Source organism: uncultured Anaerococcus sp. (assembly GCF_937934665.1).
GTDB lineage: Bacteria > Bacillota > Clostridia > Tissierellales > Peptoniphilaceae > Anaerococcus.
In genome coordinates this window covers 19,892-41,165 of sequence record NZ_CALGYW010000058.1, presented here as the reverse complement: position 1 = coordinate 41,165, position 21,274 = coordinate 19,892, and the positions used below count along the sequence as shown (strand labels likewise).

Sequence of the window (21,274 nt, the reverse complement as noted above, 5' to 3'; positions counted from 1 at the left end):
ACTCCCTTATTATAATTTTGTCAAGCAATTTCTATGATTTCCATCTTGCTTATAGCCTCATTTTCTAGAGCTTCGATATCAAGATTTTCTTCACTCTTTTTTATATATTTAAGCTTAGGTTTAGTGACTGGACTATCTGGAGCAAAAATTGAACAACAATCATCATAAGGCTCGATAGATTTTTCATAGGAACCAATCTTCTTTGAAATTTCTATTATATCCTTCTTATCCATTGCTATTAGTGGCCTTAGGATAGGTCTTTCTGATGAATCATTTATTACAGATACAGATTCTATAGTTTGACTTGCCACCTGTCCTAATGATTCTCCCGTAATTAGGGCCTGATAGCTATTTTCTTCAGAAATCTTATTAGCAATTCTCATCATAAACCTACGAGATAAGATAGTTGTTTCTCTTCTGTCACAATTTTGGTTTATCGCCTTATAAATGTTTGCTAAATTCACTGAATAAATCTTCATTCTACCAGTATAGGCTGACATAATTTCTGCTAAATCTAAGGCTTTTTGTAGGGCTCTTTTTGAGGTAAATGGATATGAGTGGAAGTGAATACAATCTATCTTCATACCTCTTTTTCCAACCATGAAACCCGCAACTGGTGAATCAATTCCACCTGACAGTAGTAAAAGCCCCTTACCAGAAGAACCTATTGGTAGTCCTCCTAATCCTTCAAACCTCTTAGAATAAACGTAAACATTATCTTTTACATCAACAAATACCCTAAAATCAGGATTATGCACATCAACTTTTAAATTTGGGAAGTCTCTCAAAATAAAGCCCCCTAGCTTACTGGAAAGTTCTGGAGATTTATATTTAAAGGACTTATCAGTTCTTTTTGTTTCAACTTTAAAAGTATAAGGCTTATCTGAAAAATATTCTTCTAGGTCAATCCTACAAGCCTTATATATGTCTTCTATATTTTTATTTGTTTTAATTACATAGGCAACATAAGATATGCCAAATACTTTTAAGATATTATCCTTTATTTTTTCAAAATCTTTTTTATCAGCTTTAATATAAAGCTTAGAAGATTCTGAATACATTTTTTCATAAGGAATATCTCTTAAATTTCTTTTTATGTTATCTATAGCTGTTCTATAAAAAACATGTCTATTTTTTCCTTTGAGAAATATTTCTCCAAAGCTTACTGCTAACATCCATTCCATTAAATTACCATCCTTATCATTTCTATACTATCTTTTAGTATTTTTAAAGTAAAGTCTAAGTCTTCTTTTGTTATTTCAGCTGAAAAAGAAAATCTAATCGCCCCATCCATATATCTTTTATCAATGCCAAGAGCTGTTAAAATCCTACTATAATCACCCTTTGAGCAAGCTGAACCGCTCGATACATAAATTTCTTCTTCTTCAAGCATATGTAGCAGAACTTCAGACTTTATATTGGCAAAGGCTACATCAAGTATATAGGGAGAAGATGATTTTAAGGGTGAAATAATATATGAATCTTCTATATTTTTTTCGATCTCACTTCTTAAATATTGGTTTAATTTTTCTATATATTGGTATTCATTTGACTCTGCTTGCTTTTTAAGAGCAATCCCACAAGCGTATATAGCAGGTGGATTATTTGTTCCAGATGATATTATCTCTTGGTATCCCCCATCTAGAATAGGTTTAATTTTACCTTGAATCTCTTTTCTAACAAAAAGGCCACCTAATTGCTTAGGACCATGAAATTTATGAGCAGAAAAGCTCATCATGTCGACACCTAAATTGTTTACATCACATGGAATTTTACCCATAGCTTGGGTAGCGTCTATGTGAATAACTATATCTTTATTGAAATCTTTAATAATTTTAGTTAATTTTTTTATATTTTGAATTGTACCTATTTCATTATTTACATAGATAAAAGATACAAAATTTACATCCTTATCTAATTTATTTCTTAGGTCTTCTTCATCTATAAAGCCATACCTATCATTTGCTATATATCTTACTTCTTTAAAATTTGCATTTTTAAAGGTATTGAAAACAGAAGAGTGCTCAATTTTACTTGTAAGAGCTAGGCCATCAAAGGACTTTATAGCTATGTTATTTGATTCTGTTGCTGATTTTGTAAAAAATATTTCTGACTCGTCTGCTGATATTAATTTTCCTATATATTTTTTTGTATCTTTAATTAAATTTTCTGCATCCATCCCATATGAGTGAAGAGCGCTTGGATTTGCAAAATAGTTTTTACAAACATCCACATAGGCCTCTAGGGCCTCATCATACATCTTAGTTGTTGCAGCATTATCTAAATATATCATATATACACCTCAATTATATCATTATATTAGAGCTTTTATAGAATACAAGATTGCTTTTTTCATAACTAATATTAGTTGGTAAAAATAGTATAGTGTAGCTATGATTAGTAAAAAAATAAGAATAAAAGGAGAAAAACTAAATAATAAAGACCTTGTTTTAGATATAGAAACTACAGGACTTGATTTTAAGACAGATAAATTAGTATTATTGGGTCTAGTTAAAAAGGAAAATAATAAGTCCTATATTTTTCAATATTTTGCAGAAAATGATAATGAAGAAATTAGGCTATTAAAAATATTCCTAAGAGAAATAAAAGGAAAAAGGCTAATTACCTTTAACGGTGATACTTTTGATATTCCCTTTCTAAATTCAAGACTCATAGCCCATCAATTAATGCCTGTTTTTATAGAAGAAAGTCTTGATATCTATAAAATTATTAAGAAGAATTCAAAGTTTTTTTCTTATGAATCTATGAAGCTTGTGAATATAGAAAAGCTTATAGGAATTAATAGAGATGATCCTAGCCGATATAAGGTCATAAGTAAACTTACAGACGATATCATTACAAGAGACAGGCCACAACCTATCCTAAAACATAACGAAAATGATTTAATAGCAACCGAAGCTTTATCTTATATAGAAAATTTATATATTAATAAATTGAGCATAGAAAGTAAGATTGGAAAATTTTGGCTTAGCAGGGCAAATATTAATAAAGATATAGGAAATTTTGAATATCAGTCAGAAAATATTTTAAATGATCTTTTTGTTGCTGAAAATAACTACCAAATCAGTATCAAAAAAAAGACAATAACTTTGAATCTTCACGTATTGTATGGAAAATTTAACGAGGTAGATAATGGCTTTGTCAGCATAAATACTTTCGATATAAAAAATGAATCTGAGATTGATATCAACGATGGCCTGCTCATAATTAGGGAAAACTCTACTTATAATTTCAAAAACTTATTAAATTTATGCAAAAAAATAATAGAGAATCATTATTGATTCTCTATTTTCCAATTTATTTCTTTTATGCCATTTGACTTTAAAAAGTCATTCGCCCTTGAAAATGGCCTTGTTCCAAAAAATCCACGCCTAGCAGATAACGGTGATGGATGGACTGATTCTATTATCAAATGCCTATGATTTGTTATTAGATTTTTCTTACTTCTAGCAAAATTGCCCCAGAGAATAAATACTACCGGCTTTTCTCTATTATTCAATAGAGATATAATCTTATCTGTAAATATTTGCCAACCTATCTTACTATGAGAGTTAGGCTTTTTTTCTTCAACAGTAAGACTTGCATTTAATAATAAGACTCCCTGTTCAGCCCAAGCAATCAAAGAACTACTTGAGGGATATTTGATTCCAAGATCAGTTCCCAGTTCTTTATATATGTTTTTTAAAGAAGGAGGTAATTTTACTCCTTCATTTACTGAAAAAGATAAACCCTGAGCCTGACCGTAATTGTAATAAGGGTCTTGACCTAAAATTACAACTTTAGTATCTTTAAAAGCTGATAATTCCAAAGCCTTATATATTTCATCTCTAGGTGGAAAGACCACATTTTCTTTATAAGCCTTATCTAAAAAACTTTCTATTTTTTTAAAGTAATCTTTTTCAAATTCGTCTTTTAGGATAAGGCCCCAATCATTACTTATCTTCATGGATAAAAATTATATATATTATCATTAAGGCGCAGCCCAAGGTTACAAAAATGTCAGCAATATTAAATACTGGAAAATTAAAGAATGAAAATTCAATAAAGTCTACTACATACCCATTAATAAGCCTATCATAGAAATTACCTAAAGCTCCTGCGATAATCATCGAAAGACTTATATTTAAAATTGTTGGATTAGTCTTATATGATTTATAAAAATAATATAGAAGATAGCAGACTATGGCTATTGTTATTAGGAGAAAGAAAACCCTCTTATCCTGTAAAATACCAAAAGCTGCTCCCCTATTTTCCAAATATGTTAGGTTTATTAAGGGTCCTTCTATTGGGTTTTCTATAAAATTGTTGATTGCGTATACCTTACTTAACCTATCTAGAATAAGGCCAAGGATAATTATTATTATATATATCATTTTATTTTCCTATATCTTATGTGGTTATTTCCCTTTTTACTTATGCCATCTATGCCGTCAAAAATATATCTTCCAAATCTTCTAACAGAAATTAAGCTTTCTTCATCAATTTGATAAGAGGGATCTTCAATAGTTTGAAAATCAACTTTAACAAGTTTAGATTTTACTATTTCCTTAGCTTTTGTTCTTGAAATTGAAAGAAAAAGACTTAGTATATTATCTAACCTTAAGCTTGATACAAAACCACTAAGGAGATCATAACTAGGTTTTATCAAATCAAGCTTGCTACCTTCTTTAGTCTTTATTTTTATACTTTCATTTCTAATTTTGTTGAGGTTAAATTCAACAAAACTTGCCTGATCTATACTAATAGCAAACTCTACCCTATCTTCAAGAATTGAAATATCGCCAATATCATTTCTATCTATACCAAGACTTAAAAGCGCACCTAGGACATCAGGATGAGTTATATTTTCGGATTTAAAGCTTAATACGTTTATATAATTGGGGGTGTAGAGAGGTTCGTAGTAATAGTTTGCCACAAATATTTTTCTCTCTGAATCTGGATTTCCTCCCAAAAAGCATATATCAATTGAATTTTTCTCCGCAATTTCACCAATTATTTTTTGTTCAAAGGGATCTAGAAAGAATGACTTTGTTTCTATTTTCTTATAAAAAGCCTTCTCTAAAATAGATAAGGCTTTTCTAATATTTGTCTTTTTCCCTTTATCACTTATATGATCTAAATTATATACTAATGCCATAAAAACAAAAGACCGAAATTAATCGATCTATAATTGATTATAATTTCCTTCTGAAATTTGGTCAGCTACGTAAGAATCTATTTCAACACCATTTGGTGTTATGACAAAAATTCCCTTGGTAACCTTTCTCATATTACCTTTAAGAGCATAAACTGCTCCACTTACAAAATCAAATATTCTCATCCTTAGGTCGTTATCTACCATTTCTAAATTTAAAACTACAACTCTGTTTTTAAGGATTTCTTCTATAACCACTGGACCATCATTATCATAGTCTAAAGGCTCTTGTATTGATATTCTCATATTACTACTCCTGGTAAAGCTACTGCTACTATTTATGCTTACTACATTATCTTCTGTATTTTCTGATTTATGTGAATTTCCTAGAGAAAAATCATCAGAAAAATCAGTCAAACTTGATTTATTAGATTTATATGAATTTATAGAGTAAGTGCTGTCCTTACTATCGTCATCTAATAAATCACTATAAGTTGTCCTGCTATTATTTTTTTCTAGATCTTCCACTTCTTCATCATCATAATACATTTGTTCATCATCATAATCGTCATAATTGTCATCTATACCAATGAATTCTTTAAATCTGTCAAACATTTACATCATCCTTTGCTCGTTTTCTTTATTATCATTATATACTAAATTAACAGTAAAGTAAAAATTTAAAACTCACTTTTTATGTCTCTCATCATCAAATCATTTACAGAATCCTTGCAATCTTTGTTGTTAAAAAGAACTTGATAGATCTCATTAGTAATAGGAAGTTCAATATTTTTATTTTTTGCAAGTTCGTAAACAGACCTAGTTGTTGGTATACCTTCGACAACCATGTTGATTTTATCACTAAGCTCATCAATGCTTAGCCCTTCTCCAATTAAGATACCTGCTCTGTTATTTCTAGAATGTTTACTTGTAGCTGTTACAATCAAATCCCCTACTCCAGCAAGGCCGTTTATAGTTTTAAACTCTGCTCCAAACTCGCAAGCAAACTTACTCATCTCATGGATACCTCTAGTTATGAGCGCTGCCTTAGCATTATCTCCGTATCCGAGCCCTTGGGCAATTCCTATTCCAAAAGCTAAAATGTTTTTGATGGCTCCACCTAACTCAACACCTATAAGATCATTTGATGAATAGACCCTAAAATAATCTCTTACAAAAATATTTTGTACCTCAATAGCAAGGTTTAAATCTTTACTTGCCGCTACTACCGTTGTTGGCATTTTTAAGATAACTTCCTCAGCGTGAGAAGGACCGCTTAAAGCAACAAATGAAATATTTTTATTAAATTCATAGAAAATTTCTGAAATTCTCTTATGAGTATTTAGCTCAAGACCCTTAGATAAGTTGATTATCACATGATCATCAGTTAAAAATTCATTCGCCTTATTTAAGACATTTCTTACTTGCTGAGTTGGTATGCCGTTAACTATATATTTATTTTCAAAAATTTCTTTTAGATTGCTAGTAGCTTTTATATTTTCATTGATATTAATATTCGGAAAATATTTTTTATTTATATGATCCTTATTAATTGATGAAACAACTTTCTCATCCCTTGCGTAAATTAAAACTTTTTCCTTTTCAGCAAGTAAATCAGCTATAGCTGTCGACCATGAACCTGACCCTAAAATAGAAATTGTCATCTTTTCCCCTAGAATAATTTACTTTCTTTACCGTTTATAATTCTTTTTATATTAGTTCTATGTTTTATAACTATAATAATAGCTAGTATAGATAAGCTTATGCTAAAATAAGTAAATCCAAATTTAATAAGACTCACAACTATAGCAACTAGACATACACATACGGAACCTAGAGATACCATCCTTGATATTAGAACAATAACTAAAAATACCCCAAACATACATAGAGCAAAAGTTGGATTTATATAAACCAAGGCTCCAAATACAGTTGCAATTCCCTTTCCACCCTTAAATTTAAGGATGAAACTATACATATGTCCTAGTACTACAAATAACATAGCTATAGTCATACCATTAGTGCCAGCAATTTTATTTCCTATAAGACAAGCTATAAATCCCTTAAAAAAATCTAAGGCAAAAGTAGCAAGCCCTGCTATTTTCCCAAAGTTTCTTAGGGCATTGGTTGTACCAATGTTTCCAGATCCCATGGTTCTTATATCTTTTTTATAAGCGTACTTACCAATATAATAACCAAAAGGAAAACTTCCCAACAAATAAGATAGTAAAGCAATTATTAAGTATTTCATTTCTTATCCCTATGCTCCTTAAAGACAAAGCTAAATGGGACTCCAATTAGGGAGTAATTTTGTCTAATTTGATTCTCCAAATACCTAGTGTAAGAAAAATGTAATAGTTCCCTATCGTTGATTGACAAAAGGAATTTTGGAGGGCATGTTCCTACCTGACTCATATAATAAATCTTAAGTCTTTTACCCTTATCTTGTGGTGGTTGATTCAAAAGCATAGCATCTTGTAAGATAGTATTTAATACCCCTGTCTTAATTCTCATCCTGTAGTTACTATCAACTACTTCTATCATCTCAAGGAGGGTATCGATTCTAGCATTATCCTTAACAGATATAAAAACTATTGGTGCATAGAGGGCAAAAGATAGGGTATTTCTTATATCCTTTTCCATATTTGCCATAGTATTAGTATCTTTTTCTACTAAATCCCATTTATTTACAGCTATTATTATAGCTTTTTTATTATTATGGGCATAACCTGCTATTTTTGCATCTTGCTCAGTCACACCTACTGTTGCATCTATTAAAAATAGGCAAATATCAGAGCTATCTACAGCATCAAAGGTTCTTTGGTTAGCATAATATTCAACATTTTCTCTAACCTTTGCCTTTCTTCTAAGACCTGCCGTATCTATTAAAACATAGTTATGATCATTATAAGTCCAGTAACTATCTACCGCGTCACGGGTTGTACCAGCTATATTTGTTACGATCATCCTATCTTCATTAAGTAATAGATTTACCAAAGAAGACTTGCCTGCATTGGGCTTACCTATGATTGCTATTCTAGTTTCATCTTCTTGGTTTTCATATTTTGAAAAATCTATAAAAGAAACTATAGCATCTAAAAGGTCGCCTAGACCCTTGGCTTGCTCAGCTGAAATCATAATAAGATTGTCAAATCCAAATGAGTAAAAATCGTATAGGTCATCTGGTGTTTTCATATTATCAACCTTATTTGCTACTATGATTACAGGTTTATTATATTTTCTAATCTCATTTGCTATATCAACATCGTGAGGGTTTACACCTTCCTTGCCATCTACCACAAATAAGATTAGGTCAGTTTCCATAAGGGCCTTCTCAACTTGGCCTCTTATCTCAACGTCCATCATATCCTTGCTAGATATATCAATACCGCCTGTATCTACAAGTAAGAATTCGTTGTTTTGCCACTCAGCCTTATCAACAATTCTGTCCCTGGTTACTCCAGATACATCTTCTGTTATTGATTTTCTTTTTCCAACTAGGCGATTAAATAGTGTAGATTTACCTACATTTGTCCTACCTACTAGGGTTACTATTGGTAAAGCCATATATTTTCTCCAATTCTATAATTTAAAATTTTAGTAGATTTTTCTAACCTTCATAAGTTTTTCTTTTTGGACTCCCTTATCAAGTTTTTTGAAAAAAAGTACAGATAAGGCAAGCATAAGGCTAATAGATACCAAACTTATTAGGTTAGTATCGACACCTGAATTTTTAAGTAAAAATGTAGGTGCTAGAGCCCCTATCATTACTAAAACTACTGGAACTGCATAAACCAATGCGGACATTTTATTAATCTCATTAGCATCGCTTTCTAAGATTACCTTATCTCCCTTATTTATATTATCAGCAGAAAAAACCTCTATTACAGTGGATTTTCTTTCTGCACATGATCCGTTTGCAGCGCATGACCCGCATGCGCCATTACGATCTACTTTTATTTTTAAATTGCCATTATTATTTTCAAGTACTAAACCTTCTTTAGTCATTGCCATTTATTATATCACCTCAATTTTATATTAAGTTCTTCAAGTGCCTTTTCATCTACTATTGCTGGAGCTTCTGTAAGAGGGCAAGTTGCAGATTGGGTCTTTGGAAATGCTATTATGTCTTTGATATTGTCAGTTTTCGCAAATAGCATCAACAACCTATCAAGCCCATAGGCAAGTCCAGCATGAGGAGGGGTACCATATTTAAGCGCTTCTATAAAGAATCCAAATTTATTTTTAATATCTTCATCACTTAGTTTTAATGCTTCAAATACCCTTTCTTGTAAGTCAGAATTATTTATTCTTACAGAACCACCACCCATTTCATCACCATTTATAACAATATCATAAGCTTGGGTCCTAACTTTTTCCGGATGAGTTAAAAGCAAGTCTATGTCTTCTTCATTAGGCATAGTGAAAGGATGGTGTTGGGCTACATACCTATCTTCTTCCTCGCTATATTCAAACATTGGGAAGTTAACAACCCATGTTAGAGCATATTCTTTTTCAATTAGATCATTTTCTTTGGCTATCTTTACCCTTAAAGCACCAAGACCTTCTAGAACAGTCCTATCCTTATCAGCTGCTAAGAATACCAAGTCACCTTCTTTAGCATCTAATTTATCCTTTAGTTGGTCAACTACTTCATCAGTTAAGAATTTTTTAATTGATGATTGCATGTTTTCATTAAATTTAATATAAGATAGGCCTTTTAAGCCATAGTCTTTTACAAAATCAGTTAACTTATCTAATTGTTTTCTTGAGTATGATTCAGCAAGTCCTGTAAAATTGATAGCCCTAACAGATCTGCCCTCTGAAGTATTGTCTCTAAATACTTTAAATTCGCTATCTACAAAAACTTCTGTCACATCTTTTATCTTATAGCCATACCTAAGGTCTGGTTTATCAGAACCATAAGATTCCATAGCCTCGCTATAATCCATCCTATTTATAGGTAATTTTAAATCATAGTCTGTGTAGGTATCAAATAGTACCTTCAAAAGTCCTTCATTCATAGCTATAACATTATCTTGATCTGAAAAGCTCATTTCAAGATCAAGCTGAGTAAATTCTGGTTGTCTATTAGCTCTTAGATCTTCATCTCTAAAACATTTTACAACTTGGAAGTACCTATCAAGTGATCCTATCATCAAGATCTGCTTTAGTAGTTGTGGCGATTGCGGTAGAGCATAGAATTTACCCTCATTTATCCTTGATGGCACTAGATAGTCCCTTGCTCCTTCTGGAGTAGGTTTTGTTAGAAATGGAGTTTCTACTTCTGTAAAATCATTGTCATAGAAATATTCTCTCATTGTTCTTACTATATCTGATCTAAGCTTAAGGTTTCTTTGAACTGATGGTTTTCTCATATCTAGATACCTATATTTTAATCTTAGATTTTCGCTAACATCATCATCATCCTTGATATAAATTGGTGGAGTTTTAGCCTTATCAAGAATATTGATCTTATCAGCGATGATTTCAATATCACCTGTTGGTAGGTCAGGATTCTTACTTTCTCTTTCAAATACTTTTCCCTTTACCTCAAGGACGTATTCGGCAGATATTTCACGAGCCTTTTCGTAATTATCCTTATTATCTTCCCTTATTACAATCTGGCTTATACCAGTCTTATCTCTTAAGTCTATAAATACTAGGGATCCTAGGTTACGTTTTTTACTTACCCAGCCCATTAAAACTACTTCTTTGCCTAAGTCTTCGCTTCTTAAGCTTCCACACATATGTGTTCTTTTAAATTCCATACTTCCTCCCATTATTGTAAAAATGGATTGTTATCTAATTCAAATCCAAGAGTGCTATCTTCGTTATGACCCGGGTAAATTTTGGCACTCCTATCAAATTTACCCAATTTATTTAGAATAGAGCTTTTAATCTCTTCAAAGGACCCACCTGGAAAATCTGTTCTTCCTACTGATAGCCTAAATAAGGTATCGCCAGTAAAAATATCATTTCCTAAAACAAAAGATATAGAATCTTTTGTATGACCAGGTGTTTTTATGGCCTTTATCTTATACTTACTAAAAACTTCCCCATCTTTTAGATAATGATCTATTGGAACCTCTAGCTTACTAATATGGTGACCTAAATTAAAGTTAGGATTTTCCGCCAATTCTTTAGCATCTTCTGAAGCATATACATCAACCTTAAACTTGTCTTTATAATATTTAAGACCTGTAACATGGTCAAAGTGTGTATGGGTAAGTATAATAAATTCTATTTTTATTTTATTGTCTTCTATAAACTTATCAAGCGCTTTGGATGGGTAGGGACAATCAACAATAAAACCCTTACCATCTTCATGAACCAGGTAGGTGTTTGTCATAACTGGTCCTAGAGTAAATTTATTAATTTCCATTAAACAATCCTTTCACTATCTAGAATAATTGTAACAGGCCCATCGTTTACTAGACTTACTTGCATATAGGCTTGGAATTTACCGGTTTTTACATTAAATCCTTCATCTATAAGTTCATCGCGAAGTCTTTCATAGTAGTCATTTGCTTTTTTAAGGCCGGCAGATTCGGTGAAAGATGGTCTATTGCCTTTTCGCACGTCTCCATAAAGAGTAAATTGACTTACTAAGAGAATTTCTCCTCCAGTATCCTTTAAACTTAGATTCATCTTTCCATCTTCATCTTCAAATATTCTTAGATTTGATATTTTTCTTTTTATATAGGCAAGGTCATCCTTATCATCAGTTTCTTTAACTGCGAGTAGAACCAAGTAACCATCACTTATTTCAGAGATTAGCTCACCACTAACTTTGACACTTGCGTTAGTAACTTTTTGTATAATTGCTCTCATTAACTTTTCACCCTAAATACATCTGAGACAGTTTTAATTGTCTTTAGTTTCTTTATAACATCATCTAATTGTTCTGTACTTTTAACTTCTATAACCAAGTCCATAATGCCAGAGTCACTATCAGTTCTTGCATTAATATTTAAAATATTAACATCAACTGTAGACATCATCTTTGATACTTCATATAAAATAGATGGACCATTGACTGATATAATTTGAATTTTAACTGGAAAAGTATCAGTAGATAAATTTTGCCAGTAAACATCTATTAACCTTTCTGGAGACTTAGAATTAATTATGTTAGGACAGGTTTTAACATGGACAGAAATTCCATTTCCCTTGGTAATAAAACCAATTATTGGATCGCCTGGTACTGGCGTGCAGCACTTAGCAAACTTAACTTCTACATCACTATCAAGGTCTGATACTCTTATCTCGTTAGTAACTTGAGTATTAATTTCCTTTTTTCCAATGTCAAAAGGCTTTTCTGATTCTTGCTTTTTAAGTTCTTCCTTATCTTTTCTAATAAGTTTTTGGCTAACTTGCTCGGCAGTTGTTTTTCCATAGCCAACTGAAGCATACATCTCATCTTCTGTTAGAAAACCCAAATCACTTGCAATCTCTAGTAGCCATTCTTCTTTAAGTAAGTGCTTATAATTTTGCTTATATTTTTTTAAGTCACGAGCTACAGAAGCTTTTCCTATTTCAATATTTTCTTCTTTATCGTAGCGCTTAAAAAATTGTTTGATTTTTGATTTAGCCTGGTTACTCTTAACAATATTTAACCAGTCCCTACTTGGTCCTTGAGAATTTTTACTTGTAATAATCTCAACCAAGTCACCTGTCTTAAGTGGATGGGTTATAGGAACCATACTTCCATTTACCTTAGCTCCTACACATGAATTTCCTACTTCCGTATGAATTTTATAGGCAAAATCGATTGAACATGAATTCATAGGCAAGTTATAGACTTCTCCTGCTGGAGAATATACGTAAATCTCTCTTGAGAAAAAATCGGTTTTAAGAGTTTCCATAAACTCTTCATTATTTACATCCTTGCCGCCTTCTTGCTGCCATTCTACAATCTGTCTTAGAAAACTCATAGCATCGTCAAATTCTGACTTACTTTTCTTGTTTTCTTTATAGCGCCAATGGGCAGCCACACCAAATTCGCATTCCCTATGCATCTTTCGTGTTCTAATTTGAACTTCAAATGGTTTTGAGTCTTCTCCAAATACTGTCGTATGAAGTGACCTGTAGCCATTAGGCTTAGGTTGGCCTATATAATCTTTGATCCTATTTGGTATAGGTCTCCATAGAGAGTGTACTTTTCCTAAGACAGCATAACATTCTGCTATGGTATCTACTATTACTCTTATAGCAGTGAGGTCATAAATTTCTTCAAAGGCTATCTTATTTCTCTCCATTTTTTTGTTTATAGAATATAAAGACTTCGGCCTACCAGAAATTTCAAAATGTATCTTGGTAGGTTTGAGAGATTTTGTTAAAGTTTCAATTATTTCATTGATGTAATTTTCTCTTTCACGTCTTTTTACACTTACCATTTCAGCTAGTTCATAATATTTTTCCGGTTCTTGATACCTAAAACAAAGATCTTCTAATTCCCATTTTAGAGAGTAAATACCAAGCCTATGAGCTAAAGGTACATATATTTCTATGGTTTCATTTGCTTTTTGAAGCTGCTTAGCCCTTGTCATATATTCGAGAGTTCTCATATTATGAAGCCTATCAGCTAATTTTATTAGGACTACCCTAACATCGTTAGCCATAGCCATAACCATTTTCCTGATATTTTCAGCTTGCTTTTCTTCTTTAGATGTGTAGTTAAGCTTTTTTAGCTTAGTGACCCCATCAACTAAAAATGTTATTTCCTCGCCAAACTCTACTTTCATTTCATCTCTTGTTACATCTGTATCTTCAAGTACATCGTGCATAAGGCCTGCACATATGGTTTCATCATCTAGTTTCATATTAGATAAATTAGAAGCAACAGCTATTGGGTGAATAAAATAGTCTTCACCAGAATTTCTCTTTTGCCCATCATGGTGTAGAACACCAAAATCATAGGCCTTTTTAATAAGGTCTATATCCGCTTGAGGATTATTTCTTAGAATAAGTTCTTTAAATTTTATAAATTCTTTATTAAAATCGGTTGCCATAATATCACCTAATATCTATAATTTTTAATTGTAGAGATCTTTGTCCTCTAAATTCATTTACATCTGGATAATAAACAATATCTACTTTTTTTCCAAGTATATCTCCACCAAATTTTTCTTTTAAATAATTGTAGTCATCTTCAGCTTGAAATTTTATAGCGTTATAATATTTTCCGTTTTGGAACAATGATAATTTTAAGGTGTTTTTATCCTTACCTATCATTGACAAGGATGCTATATCTACACCTTTGTTTGCAAATATTGGCCTTGAATTATCTTTGCCATAGGGTTTATACTTATCTAAACTTTCTGCAAATTCTAGAGATAGTTTAGAGATAGGAATTTGAGTATCTATGTTTATGGATTTTTCCTTATCAGTTTTTGATAACTTAGAATTTTGATTTAGATAGTTCCTAAATTCATCAATTTTATCAATAGCTATTGATAAACCGCACGCCATTGGGTGGCCACCGAAAGATTGAAGTTTATCTGCAAAGGGATTTATATTTTCATAAATATTATATGCCGATATTGACCTACCTGATCCCTTAGCAATTCCATCTTCTTTTGCGTTTGTTAGAATGATAGTTGGCCTATAATACTTTTCCTTAATCCTACCGGCTACTATTCCGCAAATAGATTCATTTATACCTGGGGCAAAAACTACTATCACATCATTTTTATCGTATGAATTTTCTTTAATGATTTCTATTGTTTTATTAAAAGCATCTTCGGTAAGGGTCTTTCTTTCGTTATTAAGCTTCACCAAATCTCTTGCCATCTCATAAATTTTGTCTATATCTTCTTCTATTAGCAGATTTATGGCAAGTTTAGCACTTTTTAGTCTGCCTGTAGAATTCATTAGAGGTCCTAGGATAAATCCTAAGGTGTACTCATCAACTTCCCTATCCCAACCTGATTCATCAAGAAGGGCCCTTACACCAATTTTTTCTGTTTGATTTAATCTTTTAAGCCCCTCTATTACAAATATTCTATTTTCATCTGTTAGGGAGACAATATCGCAAACGGTCCCCATAGCTACATATTCAAGCAATGAATATAGATAAAACTTATCACCGTCAAGTTTTTGATAAAGCCCTTCTATTAGCTTAAAACTAACTCCTGCTCCACATAAATCATCAAAGGGATAAGTTGAATCTAGTCTTTTAGGATTTATAACTGCATCAGCATTTGGCAAGATCTGATCAAGCCATTCATCATTTTCTTCCTTGTGGATTTGATGATGGTCAGTTACTATTACATTTATACCAGCTTCTTTTAAGTTATCTATTTGTTCAAAGCCAGTTATACCATTGTCACAAGTAATTACTAAAGAAACCTTATCTTTTATAGCCTTATCACTCATTTTAGAAGATATCCCATAACCTTCATCAACCCTGTGTGGTATATCATAAGAAATATTATCATAATAAAACAAAAGACCATCCATTAGGGTCATGACTGATGCTATCCCGTCTTGGTCGTAATCACCAAATATTCTTATTTCTCCACCTTTTTTCATAGTTTCTATTACCAAAGAAACAGCTATATCCATATCATTTAATAAAAATGGATCGTGGAGTTTGCTAAGATCTGGATTTAAAAACATATCTACTTTTTTAGGATCTATTATATCTCTATTTCCTAAGATTAGTGCATCTAGTTTAGCAATATTTCCATTTTTAAGATTGTTTATATAATTTTGTTTTTTGTTATAAATAAACCAGTTTGCCATAATTTCCTTTCAGATAAATTATACTCTTTTATATACTTTTATAAAGAAAAAGAGGCCTAGGCCCCTATTCTAAAATGTTATCTATAAACGACTTATCGATTGTGATATGAGATGTATTTTCACCATCACCTGTTATAATAATAATTTCGTTCTTATTTATTTTACTTACATAGCCAATAAGGCCTGATTTCGTCATTACTTTAGAAGAAACTTTTAAATTATCGTTTACAAAAGTTTCTCTATTCTTATCTTTTCTATATTCAATAATATTTGTATGAAAAAATCCAACCGCAAGAATTATTAAAATTATATACTCAAGTCTCATTAATAACCGTATTTTTCATAAAATTCTTTTTTGAAATCAAGGAAGGAATCATTCATTATAGCATCTCTTACATTTTCACACATCTTTAAAAGAAAATATAAGTTGTGATAAGAAAGTAGTCTAGCCCCTAAAATTTCTTTAGCGTTTATCAAGTGTCTCAGATAAGCTCTTGAGTGATTTGAACAAGTATAGCAATCGCACTCTGAATCAAGTGGTGAAAAATCTTCCTTATAAGTTGCATTTTTAACCACAACCCTACCCTTAGATGTAAGAGCGGTACCATTCCTTGCTATCCTAGTTGGTAGAACACAGTCTGCCATGTCAATACCAGCTTCGAATGACTCTAAAAGGTAATCAGGTGTACCAACACCCATGTTATACCTAGGTTTATCTTCTGGAAGAAGTGGAGTTGTAAAATTAAGGATGTCAATCATCTCTTCCTTAGTTTCTCCAACAGAAAGTCCACCTATCGAATAGCCATCAAAACCCATAGCTACTGTTTCCTTAGCAGACTTTTCTCTTAAGTCTTTAAACATACCACCTTGGACTATACCAAAAAGAGATTGGTCAGAGTGTGAATTTTCCTTATGATATTCAAGCCCTCGTTTTGCCCATCTTAGAGTTCTTTCCATTGAATTTTTGACATAGTCATAATCAGCGTTAGCATCAACACATTCATCAAAGCTCATCATTATGTCTGAGTGAATATCATTTTGAATCTCTATTGCTTTTTCTGGAGTAAAAAAGTGTTTTGACCCATCAATGTGAGACCTAAACATAACACCTTCTTCACTAATTTTTCTATTATCTGCAAGAGAAAATACTTGAAATCCACCCGAGTCAGTAAGGATGGGTCTATCCCAATTCATAAATTTATGAAGACCACCTGCTTTTTTCATGATATCCATTCCTGGTTTTAGATAAAGATGGTAGGTGTTTCCTAAAATTATTTTAGCTTCCATTTCCTTTAGATCATCTATTGTCATTGTTTTAACAGTGCCGAGAGTTCCTACTGGCATAAATATAGGGGTAGGTATATCTCCGTGAGCTGTATGAATTACCCCAACTCTAGCATTTGTGTATTTATCTTTTTTTATTAACTCGTATTTTAAAGGCATTTTTCCTCCTATTTTATGAACATGCAATCTCCAAAAGAGAAAAACCTATATTTCTTACTTACTGCATCATTGTAAGCATTTAAGATTATATCCTTGCTTGTAAAGGCTGCTATTAGCATTATTAGGGTTGATTTTGGCAAGTGAAAATTAGTTATTATTGCATCTACAACCTTAAAGTCAAATCCTGGGTAGATAAAAATGTCTGTCCAACCTGAATCAGCACATATTTTACCGTTCTTTTTATATACAGATTCCAAGGTTCTAATAGATGTAGTTCCTACAGCTATTATCCTTCTACCTTCACCTTTTGCTTTTTTTATAATCTCAGCTGTTTCTTTACTTAGGGTGCAAAATTCTGAATGCATCTTGTGGTCAGTTATCTCATCTTCATTTACTGGTCTAAAGGTACCAAGACCGACGTTTAAGGTTAAGTAGGCTAATTTTATGCCCTTATCCTCTATTTTTTTAAGTAATTCTTTGGTAAAATGAAGACCAGCAGTTGGAGCTGCTACAGAACCTGGATTTTTAGAATAAACAGTTTGATAATCTTCGCTATCCTTTAATTTTTCTTTTATATATGGAGGTAGAGGCATATTTCCCAGTCTATCAAGGATTTCATTAAAAATCCCCTCAAAATAGAATTCTACAATCCTATTTCCATCCTCTTTTATATCTATAACCTTACAAGATAATTCATCTGAAAAGATTACCTCAGTTCCGATTTTCATCTTTTTACCTGGTCTAACTAGAACTTCCCACTTAGACCCTTCAGTATTATTTAATAAAAATACTTCAATCTTTTCTTCCTTATCGGGTCTATGTCCAAAAAGTCTGGCAGGTATTACCCTTGTATCATTCATTACAAGAACATCTCCTGGGTTGAGATAATCTATAATATCATAAAAATACTTATCTTCGCTTTCTCCTGTGTTTTTATCTAAAACCATCATCCTAGCTTCATCTCTTTTGCTACTTGGATGTTGGGCTATTAATTCTTCTGGTAAATAATAATCAAATTCGCTTGTTTTCATCTATTCCTCATATTTTAAGCCATAGTGCTCGTAGGCTTTTCTTGTCAAAACTCTTCCTCTTGGTGTCCTTGATATAAATCCAATCTGCAGTAAATATGGTTCGTAAACATCTTCTATTGTGACATTTTCTATACCAGTTGATGCTGCAATGGTATCTACACCTACAGGGCCACCTGCGAAGTTTTCATACATGGTTAGTATTATTTTTTTATCCATAGTGTCAAGACCCATAGAGTCAATTTCAAGAAGTTCTAGTCCCTTCTTGCTTGTTTCGTAATCTATCTTATCGTCAGCCATGACAATAGCGTAATCTCTTACTCTTTTTAATAGTCTATTGGCAATCCTAGGCGTTCCTCTCGACCTTTTTGCAATCTCTATTGCTCCCTTTTCATCAATTGGTATTTCTAGGATATTTGCTGATCTTTTGACTATAGTCGTTAAATCCTTACTATCGTATAGATTCAATGAAAGAAGGATACCAAACCTATCTCTTAGAGGTGCTGATAGCATACCAGCCCTCGTAGTAGCCCCTATAAGAGTAAATTTCTCAAGGTCTATTCTTATTGACTGGGCGTTTGGTCCCTTGCCAACAATTATATCTAAAACAAAATCTTCCATGGCTGAATATAATATTTCTTCTACAGACCTATTTATTCTGTGAATCTCATCTATGAATAATACATCACCTTCAGCCAAGTTAGTAAGAATTGACGCAAGATCAGACGGTCTTTCAATAGCAGGTCCGCTTGTAACTCTTAAGTTTACCCCAAGTTCATTTGCAATTATTGTCGATAGAGTTGTCTTACCAAGTCCTGGAGGTCCTTGAAGTAAAACATGATCAAGAGGTTCTTCTCTTGATAGTGATGACTTTATGAAAATTTCAAGTTTCTCCTTAGCCTTATCTTGACCTATATAATCTTTTAACCATCTTGGTCTTATAGAATTTTCTTGTTTTAGGTCCTCAATTTGCTCGTTAGACCCAACTATTCTTGCATTTTCATCAAACATTTAACCACCTAAATAAGTCTCTTTAAACTTTCTTTAATCAATGCTTCTAAGCTTAATTCAGAATCTCGTAATTCATTTAAAACCCTCGCTATGTCATTTTCCATATAGCCTAGATTTTTAAGTGCTTCTTTTGCTACCTCTAAATTATCATTGCTTTCTGTTTTTACTTCATTAGTTTTGCTTACTTCTGGTAGGGCCATTTTCTTGACCTTATCTACTAATTCAAGAATTATTCTTGAAGCAGTTTTTTTACCTATACCCTTAGCTTTGGTAAGGGTATTTATATCGTTATTTACTATAGCAATTTTAATCTCGTCGCTACTTATTGATGAAAGCATACCCAAAGCAATTTTTGGTCCGATTGACGATACGGATATAAGAAGTAAAAACATTTCTAATTCTTCTTGAGAATAAAAACCATAAAGGGAAATATCATCTTCCCTTACCTGCATAGAGGTATATATCTTATATTCGTTATTTATTTGAATGTTAGAAAGACTAGTAAGAGTTGAATTTATAAAATAACCTATATTGTTATTTTCAATTATAAATCCATTATCACTTATAGCCTTTATGTCGCCTTTTATGTAAGAAATCATTAATTCATCCTATACTGTTCTTTAAATCTTTGACTAAGCACATGACAAAGAGCTACCGCTAAAGCATCCGCAGCATCGTCTGGCTTTGGTACTTTTTTTAAGTTAAGAAGGGTTGTTACAGTAAGCTGCATCTGCTTTTTACTAGCCCTCCCATAACCTGTGATTGCTTGCTTAATCTGTAGCGGTGTATACTCAAAAATATCCAAGTTATTATCTTGGGCACATAAAACTTGTACACCTCTAGCATGACCAACCGTAATTGCCGTTTTTACATTTTGATTGAAAAACAACTCTTCTATAGCAAATTCATCCGGTTTATATTCTTTGATAATCTTATCTAAATTATCATATAATATCTTAAGTCTTTCTGGTGTTTTAGTCTTTGATGATGTTGTAAGTACACCGTTTTCTAATACTTTAACCTTATTTGATTTAAATTCAACCACTCCATAACCCATGATGGCTATGCCGGGATCTATTCCTAAAACTATCATAAACAAAATAAAAAGGGCTTGTTTAGCCCTATTGATACCTTTCAAATACTTCTCTAATCAAACCTCTATAATAATACTCTGCGTATGTATCAACCATGGACCTATATAGGTAGTTGATTGTTTTATCGTATATTTTTTGGATCTGTTTAGTTGTTATATCTTCTGTAAAAATACTCTCTGTATTAAATGTTAACTGTTTATGAGTTAACATATCTATAGCATAAATTTTTTTCTTTAAAACAAGGTCAGAAAAATTATATAAATCTCTTCTTAGGGAGGCAACCAAATCTCTATTAGAAAAAATAATATCTTTCATAACATGACCAATCTTTACAATTTCTTTATCATCTCTATTGTAATACAGATTTGCCCCATCTAATAGAAAATCAACTCCAAAGGCGTCTATCAACAGAAATTCTAACTTATCTACTGATTTTTTTGATCTAAAAGCTCTATATTGAGCTTTTATAGATATAAGATACTCATATCTATCTATATCTGCGCCTATATTTCTACTCAAACTATTGATTATTTCATCAATGTCTACCAGATTCCAAAAATATTTCTTTAAATTTTTAAAGCAATATTCTTTGGCATAGTAAGTATGCTTGGAGAAATTCATAAAATTTCTATCGTATAACAAAGACATAAGTGTGTTTAAAGAGTATATATCTTCATCTACTAAATAATTATATTCAAGTTTTTCGATTACTGGAATAGACTTCCTTAATTCTGCCTTCATTATTCTACCTCGACTACTATTTTAGCATAAAATCCATGTCATTTATTTAGATA

General features: G+C 31.8%; 23 protein-coding genes. 1 reads left to right on the top strand and 22 read right to left on the bottom strand.

Annotation, left to right across the window (positions count from 1 at the left end):
* Positions 1-20: 20 nt before the first annotated feature.
* Together thiI and Q0410_RS02825 are read right to left on the bottom strand one after the other, a co-directional pair.
* Positions 21-1,184: a tRNA uracil 4-sulfurtransferase ThiI gene (thiI, locus tag Q0410_RS02830; protein ID WP_299032648.1), complete on the bottom strand. Its 1,164-nt coding sequence runs from the start codon at positions 1,182-1,184 to the stop codon at positions 21-23.
* On the bottom strand, positions 1,184-2,293 hold the full coding sequence (locus Q0410_RS02825) for a cysteine desulfurase family protein (RefSeq protein WP_299032646.1): 1,110 nt from the start codon (positions 2,291-2,293) through the stop codon (positions 1,184-1,186). The genes thiI and Q0410_RS02825 overlap by 1 nt, the downstream gene beginning before the upstream one ends.
* A gap of 100 nt (positions 2,294-2,393) precedes the next feature.
* Here Q0410_RS02825 and Q0410_RS02820 point away from each other — a divergent pair, with 100 nt between their 5' ends.
* Positions 2,394-3,302 (top strand): ribonuclease H-like domain-containing protein, encoded by a 909-nt coding sequence (locus Q0410_RS02820; protein ID WP_299032644.1) that lies wholly within the window; start codon positions 2,394-2,396, stop codon positions 3,300-3,302.
* On the opposite strand, the gene Q0410_RS02815 is transcribed toward Q0410_RS02820, so the two are convergent.
* The 20 genes from Q0410_RS02815 to Q0410_RS02720 all read right to left on the bottom strand — a co-directional run bounded on the left by Q0410_RS02815 (position 3,296) and on the right by Q0410_RS02720 (position 21,221).
* Complete coding sequence (locus tag Q0410_RS02815; RefSeq protein ID WP_299032642.1) at positions 3,296-3,967, bottom strand: uracil-DNA glycosylase; 672 nt, start codon at positions 3,965-3,967, stop codon at positions 3,296-3,298. The genes Q0410_RS02820 and Q0410_RS02815 overlap by 7 nt on opposite strands.
* Entirely contained in the window at positions 3,954-4,394 is a 441-nt protein-coding gene (gene lspA / locus Q0410_RS02810) for a signal peptidase II (RefSeq protein WP_299032641.1), read from the bottom strand. The genes Q0410_RS02815 and lspA overlap by 14 nt, the downstream gene beginning before the upstream one ends.
* Complete coding sequence (locus Q0410_RS02805) at positions 4,391-5,158, bottom strand: YlmH/Sll1252 family protein (RefSeq protein ID WP_299032639.1); 768 nt, start codon at positions 5,156-5,158, stop codon at positions 4,391-4,393. The genes lspA and Q0410_RS02805 overlap by 4 nt, the downstream gene beginning before the upstream one ends.
* A 27-nt stretch (positions 5,159-5,185) precedes the next feature.
* The gene (locus Q0410_RS02800; protein ID WP_299032637.1) at positions 5,186-5,770 is read right to left on the bottom strand and encodes a cell division protein SepF; all 585 of its coding nucleotides are present in this window, start codon (positions 5,768-5,770) and stop codon (positions 5,186-5,188) included.
* 65 nt (positions 5,771-5,835) lie between these two features.
* Positions 5,836-6,819: an NAD(P)H-dependent glycerol-3-phosphate dehydrogenase gene (locus tag Q0410_RS02795; protein WP_299032635.1), complete on the bottom strand. Its 984-nt coding sequence runs from the start codon at positions 6,817-6,819 to the stop codon at positions 5,836-5,838.
* An 8-nt stretch (positions 6,820-6,827) separates the two neighbouring features.
* Positions 6,828-7,406 (bottom strand): glycerol-3-phosphate 1-O-acyltransferase PlsY, encoded by a 579-nt coding sequence (gene plsY / locus Q0410_RS02790; RefSeq protein WP_299032633.1) that lies wholly within the window; start codon positions 7,404-7,406, stop codon positions 6,828-6,830.
* Positions 7,403-8,722, bottom strand: coding sequence for a ribosome biogenesis GTPase Der (gene der, locus Q0410_RS02785; protein ID WP_299032631.1), 1,320 nt, complete (start codon positions 8,720-8,722; stop codon positions 7,403-7,405). The genes plsY and der overlap by 4 nt, the downstream gene beginning before the upstream one ends.
* A 30-nt stretch (positions 8,723-8,752) precedes the next feature.
* Entirely contained in the window at positions 8,753-9,169 is a 417-nt protein-coding gene (locus Q0410_RS02780; RefSeq protein ID WP_299032629.1) for a SoxR reducing system RseC family protein, read from the bottom strand.
* Positions 9,170-9,177: 8 nt separating this feature from the next.
* Positions 9,178-10,926, bottom strand: coding sequence for an aspartate--tRNA ligase (gene aspS / locus Q0410_RS02775; RefSeq protein WP_299032627.1), 1,749 nt, complete (start codon positions 10,924-10,926; stop codon positions 9,178-9,180).
* An 11-nt stretch (positions 10,927-10,937) separates the two neighbouring features.
* Positions 10,938-11,540 carry an MBL fold metallo-hydrolase gene (locus Q0410_RS02770; protein WP_299032625.1) on the bottom strand — a complete coding sequence of 201 codons (603 nt, stop codon included), beginning with the start codon at positions 11,538-11,540 and terminating at the stop codon, positions 10,938-10,940.
* Positions 11,540-11,989 carry a D-aminoacyl-tRNA deacylase gene (gene dtd, locus Q0410_RS02765; protein WP_299032623.1) on the bottom strand — a complete coding sequence of 150 codons (450 nt, stop codon included), beginning with the start codon at positions 11,987-11,989 and terminating at the stop codon, positions 11,540-11,542. The genes Q0410_RS02770 and dtd overlap by 1 nt, the downstream gene beginning before the upstream one ends.
* The gene (locus tag Q0410_RS02760; protein ID WP_299032621.1) at positions 11,989-14,169 is read right to left on the bottom strand and encodes a bifunctional (p)ppGpp synthetase/guanosine-3',5'-bis(diphosphate) 3'-pyrophosphohydrolase; all 2,181 of its coding nucleotides are present in this window, start codon (positions 14,167-14,169) and stop codon (positions 11,989-11,991) included. The genes dtd and Q0410_RS02760 overlap by 1 nt, the downstream gene beginning before the upstream one ends.
* A gap of 4 nt (positions 14,170-14,173) precedes the next feature.
* Complete coding sequence (gene recJ / locus Q0410_RS02755) at positions 14,174-15,904, bottom strand: single-stranded-DNA-specific exonuclease RecJ (RefSeq protein WP_299032619.1); 1,731 nt, start codon at positions 15,902-15,904, stop codon at positions 14,174-14,176.
* A gap of 64 nt (positions 15,905-15,968) precedes the next feature.
* Positions 15,969-16,229, bottom strand: a complete 261-nt coding sequence (locus Q0410_RS02750) for a preprotein translocase subunit YajC (RefSeq protein WP_299032617.1) — start codon at positions 16,227-16,229, stop codon at positions 15,969-15,971.
* Entirely contained in the window at positions 16,229-17,347 is a 1,119-nt protein-coding gene (gene tgt, locus Q0410_RS02745) for a tRNA guanosine(34) transglycosylase Tgt (protein WP_299032615.1), read from the bottom strand. Before tgt ends, Q0410_RS02750 begins: the two co-directional genes overlap by 1 nt.
* Positions 17,348-17,355: 8 nt before the next feature.
* Positions 17,356-18,378 (bottom strand): tRNA preQ1(34) S-adenosylmethionine ribosyltransferase-isomerase QueA, encoded by a 1,023-nt coding sequence (queA, locus tag Q0410_RS02740; RefSeq protein ID WP_299032613.1) that lies wholly within the window; start codon positions 18,376-18,378, stop codon positions 17,356-17,358.
* On the bottom strand, positions 18,379-19,386 hold the full coding sequence (gene ruvB / locus Q0410_RS02735) for a Holliday junction branch migration DNA helicase RuvB (protein ID WP_299032611.1): 1,008 nt from the start codon (positions 19,384-19,386) through the stop codon (positions 18,379-18,381).
* Between the two features lie 8 nt (positions 19,387-19,394).
* On the bottom strand, positions 19,395-19,985 hold the full coding sequence (ruvA, locus tag Q0410_RS02730; protein WP_299032609.1) for a Holliday junction branch migration protein RuvA: 591 nt from the start codon (positions 19,983-19,985) through the stop codon (positions 19,395-19,397).
* On the bottom strand, positions 19,985-20,479 hold the full coding sequence (ruvC, locus tag Q0410_RS02725; protein ID WP_299032702.1) for a crossover junction endodeoxyribonuclease RuvC: 495 nt from the start codon (positions 20,477-20,479) through the stop codon (positions 19,985-19,987). The genes ruvA and ruvC overlap by 1 nt, the downstream gene beginning before the upstream one ends.
* A 28-nt stretch (positions 20,480-20,507) precedes the next feature.
* Positions 20,508-21,221, bottom strand: a complete 714-nt coding sequence (locus tag Q0410_RS02720) for a hypothetical protein (protein WP_299032607.1) — start codon at positions 21,219-21,221, stop codon at positions 20,508-20,510.
* Positions 21,222-21,274: the final 53 nt, after the last annotated feature.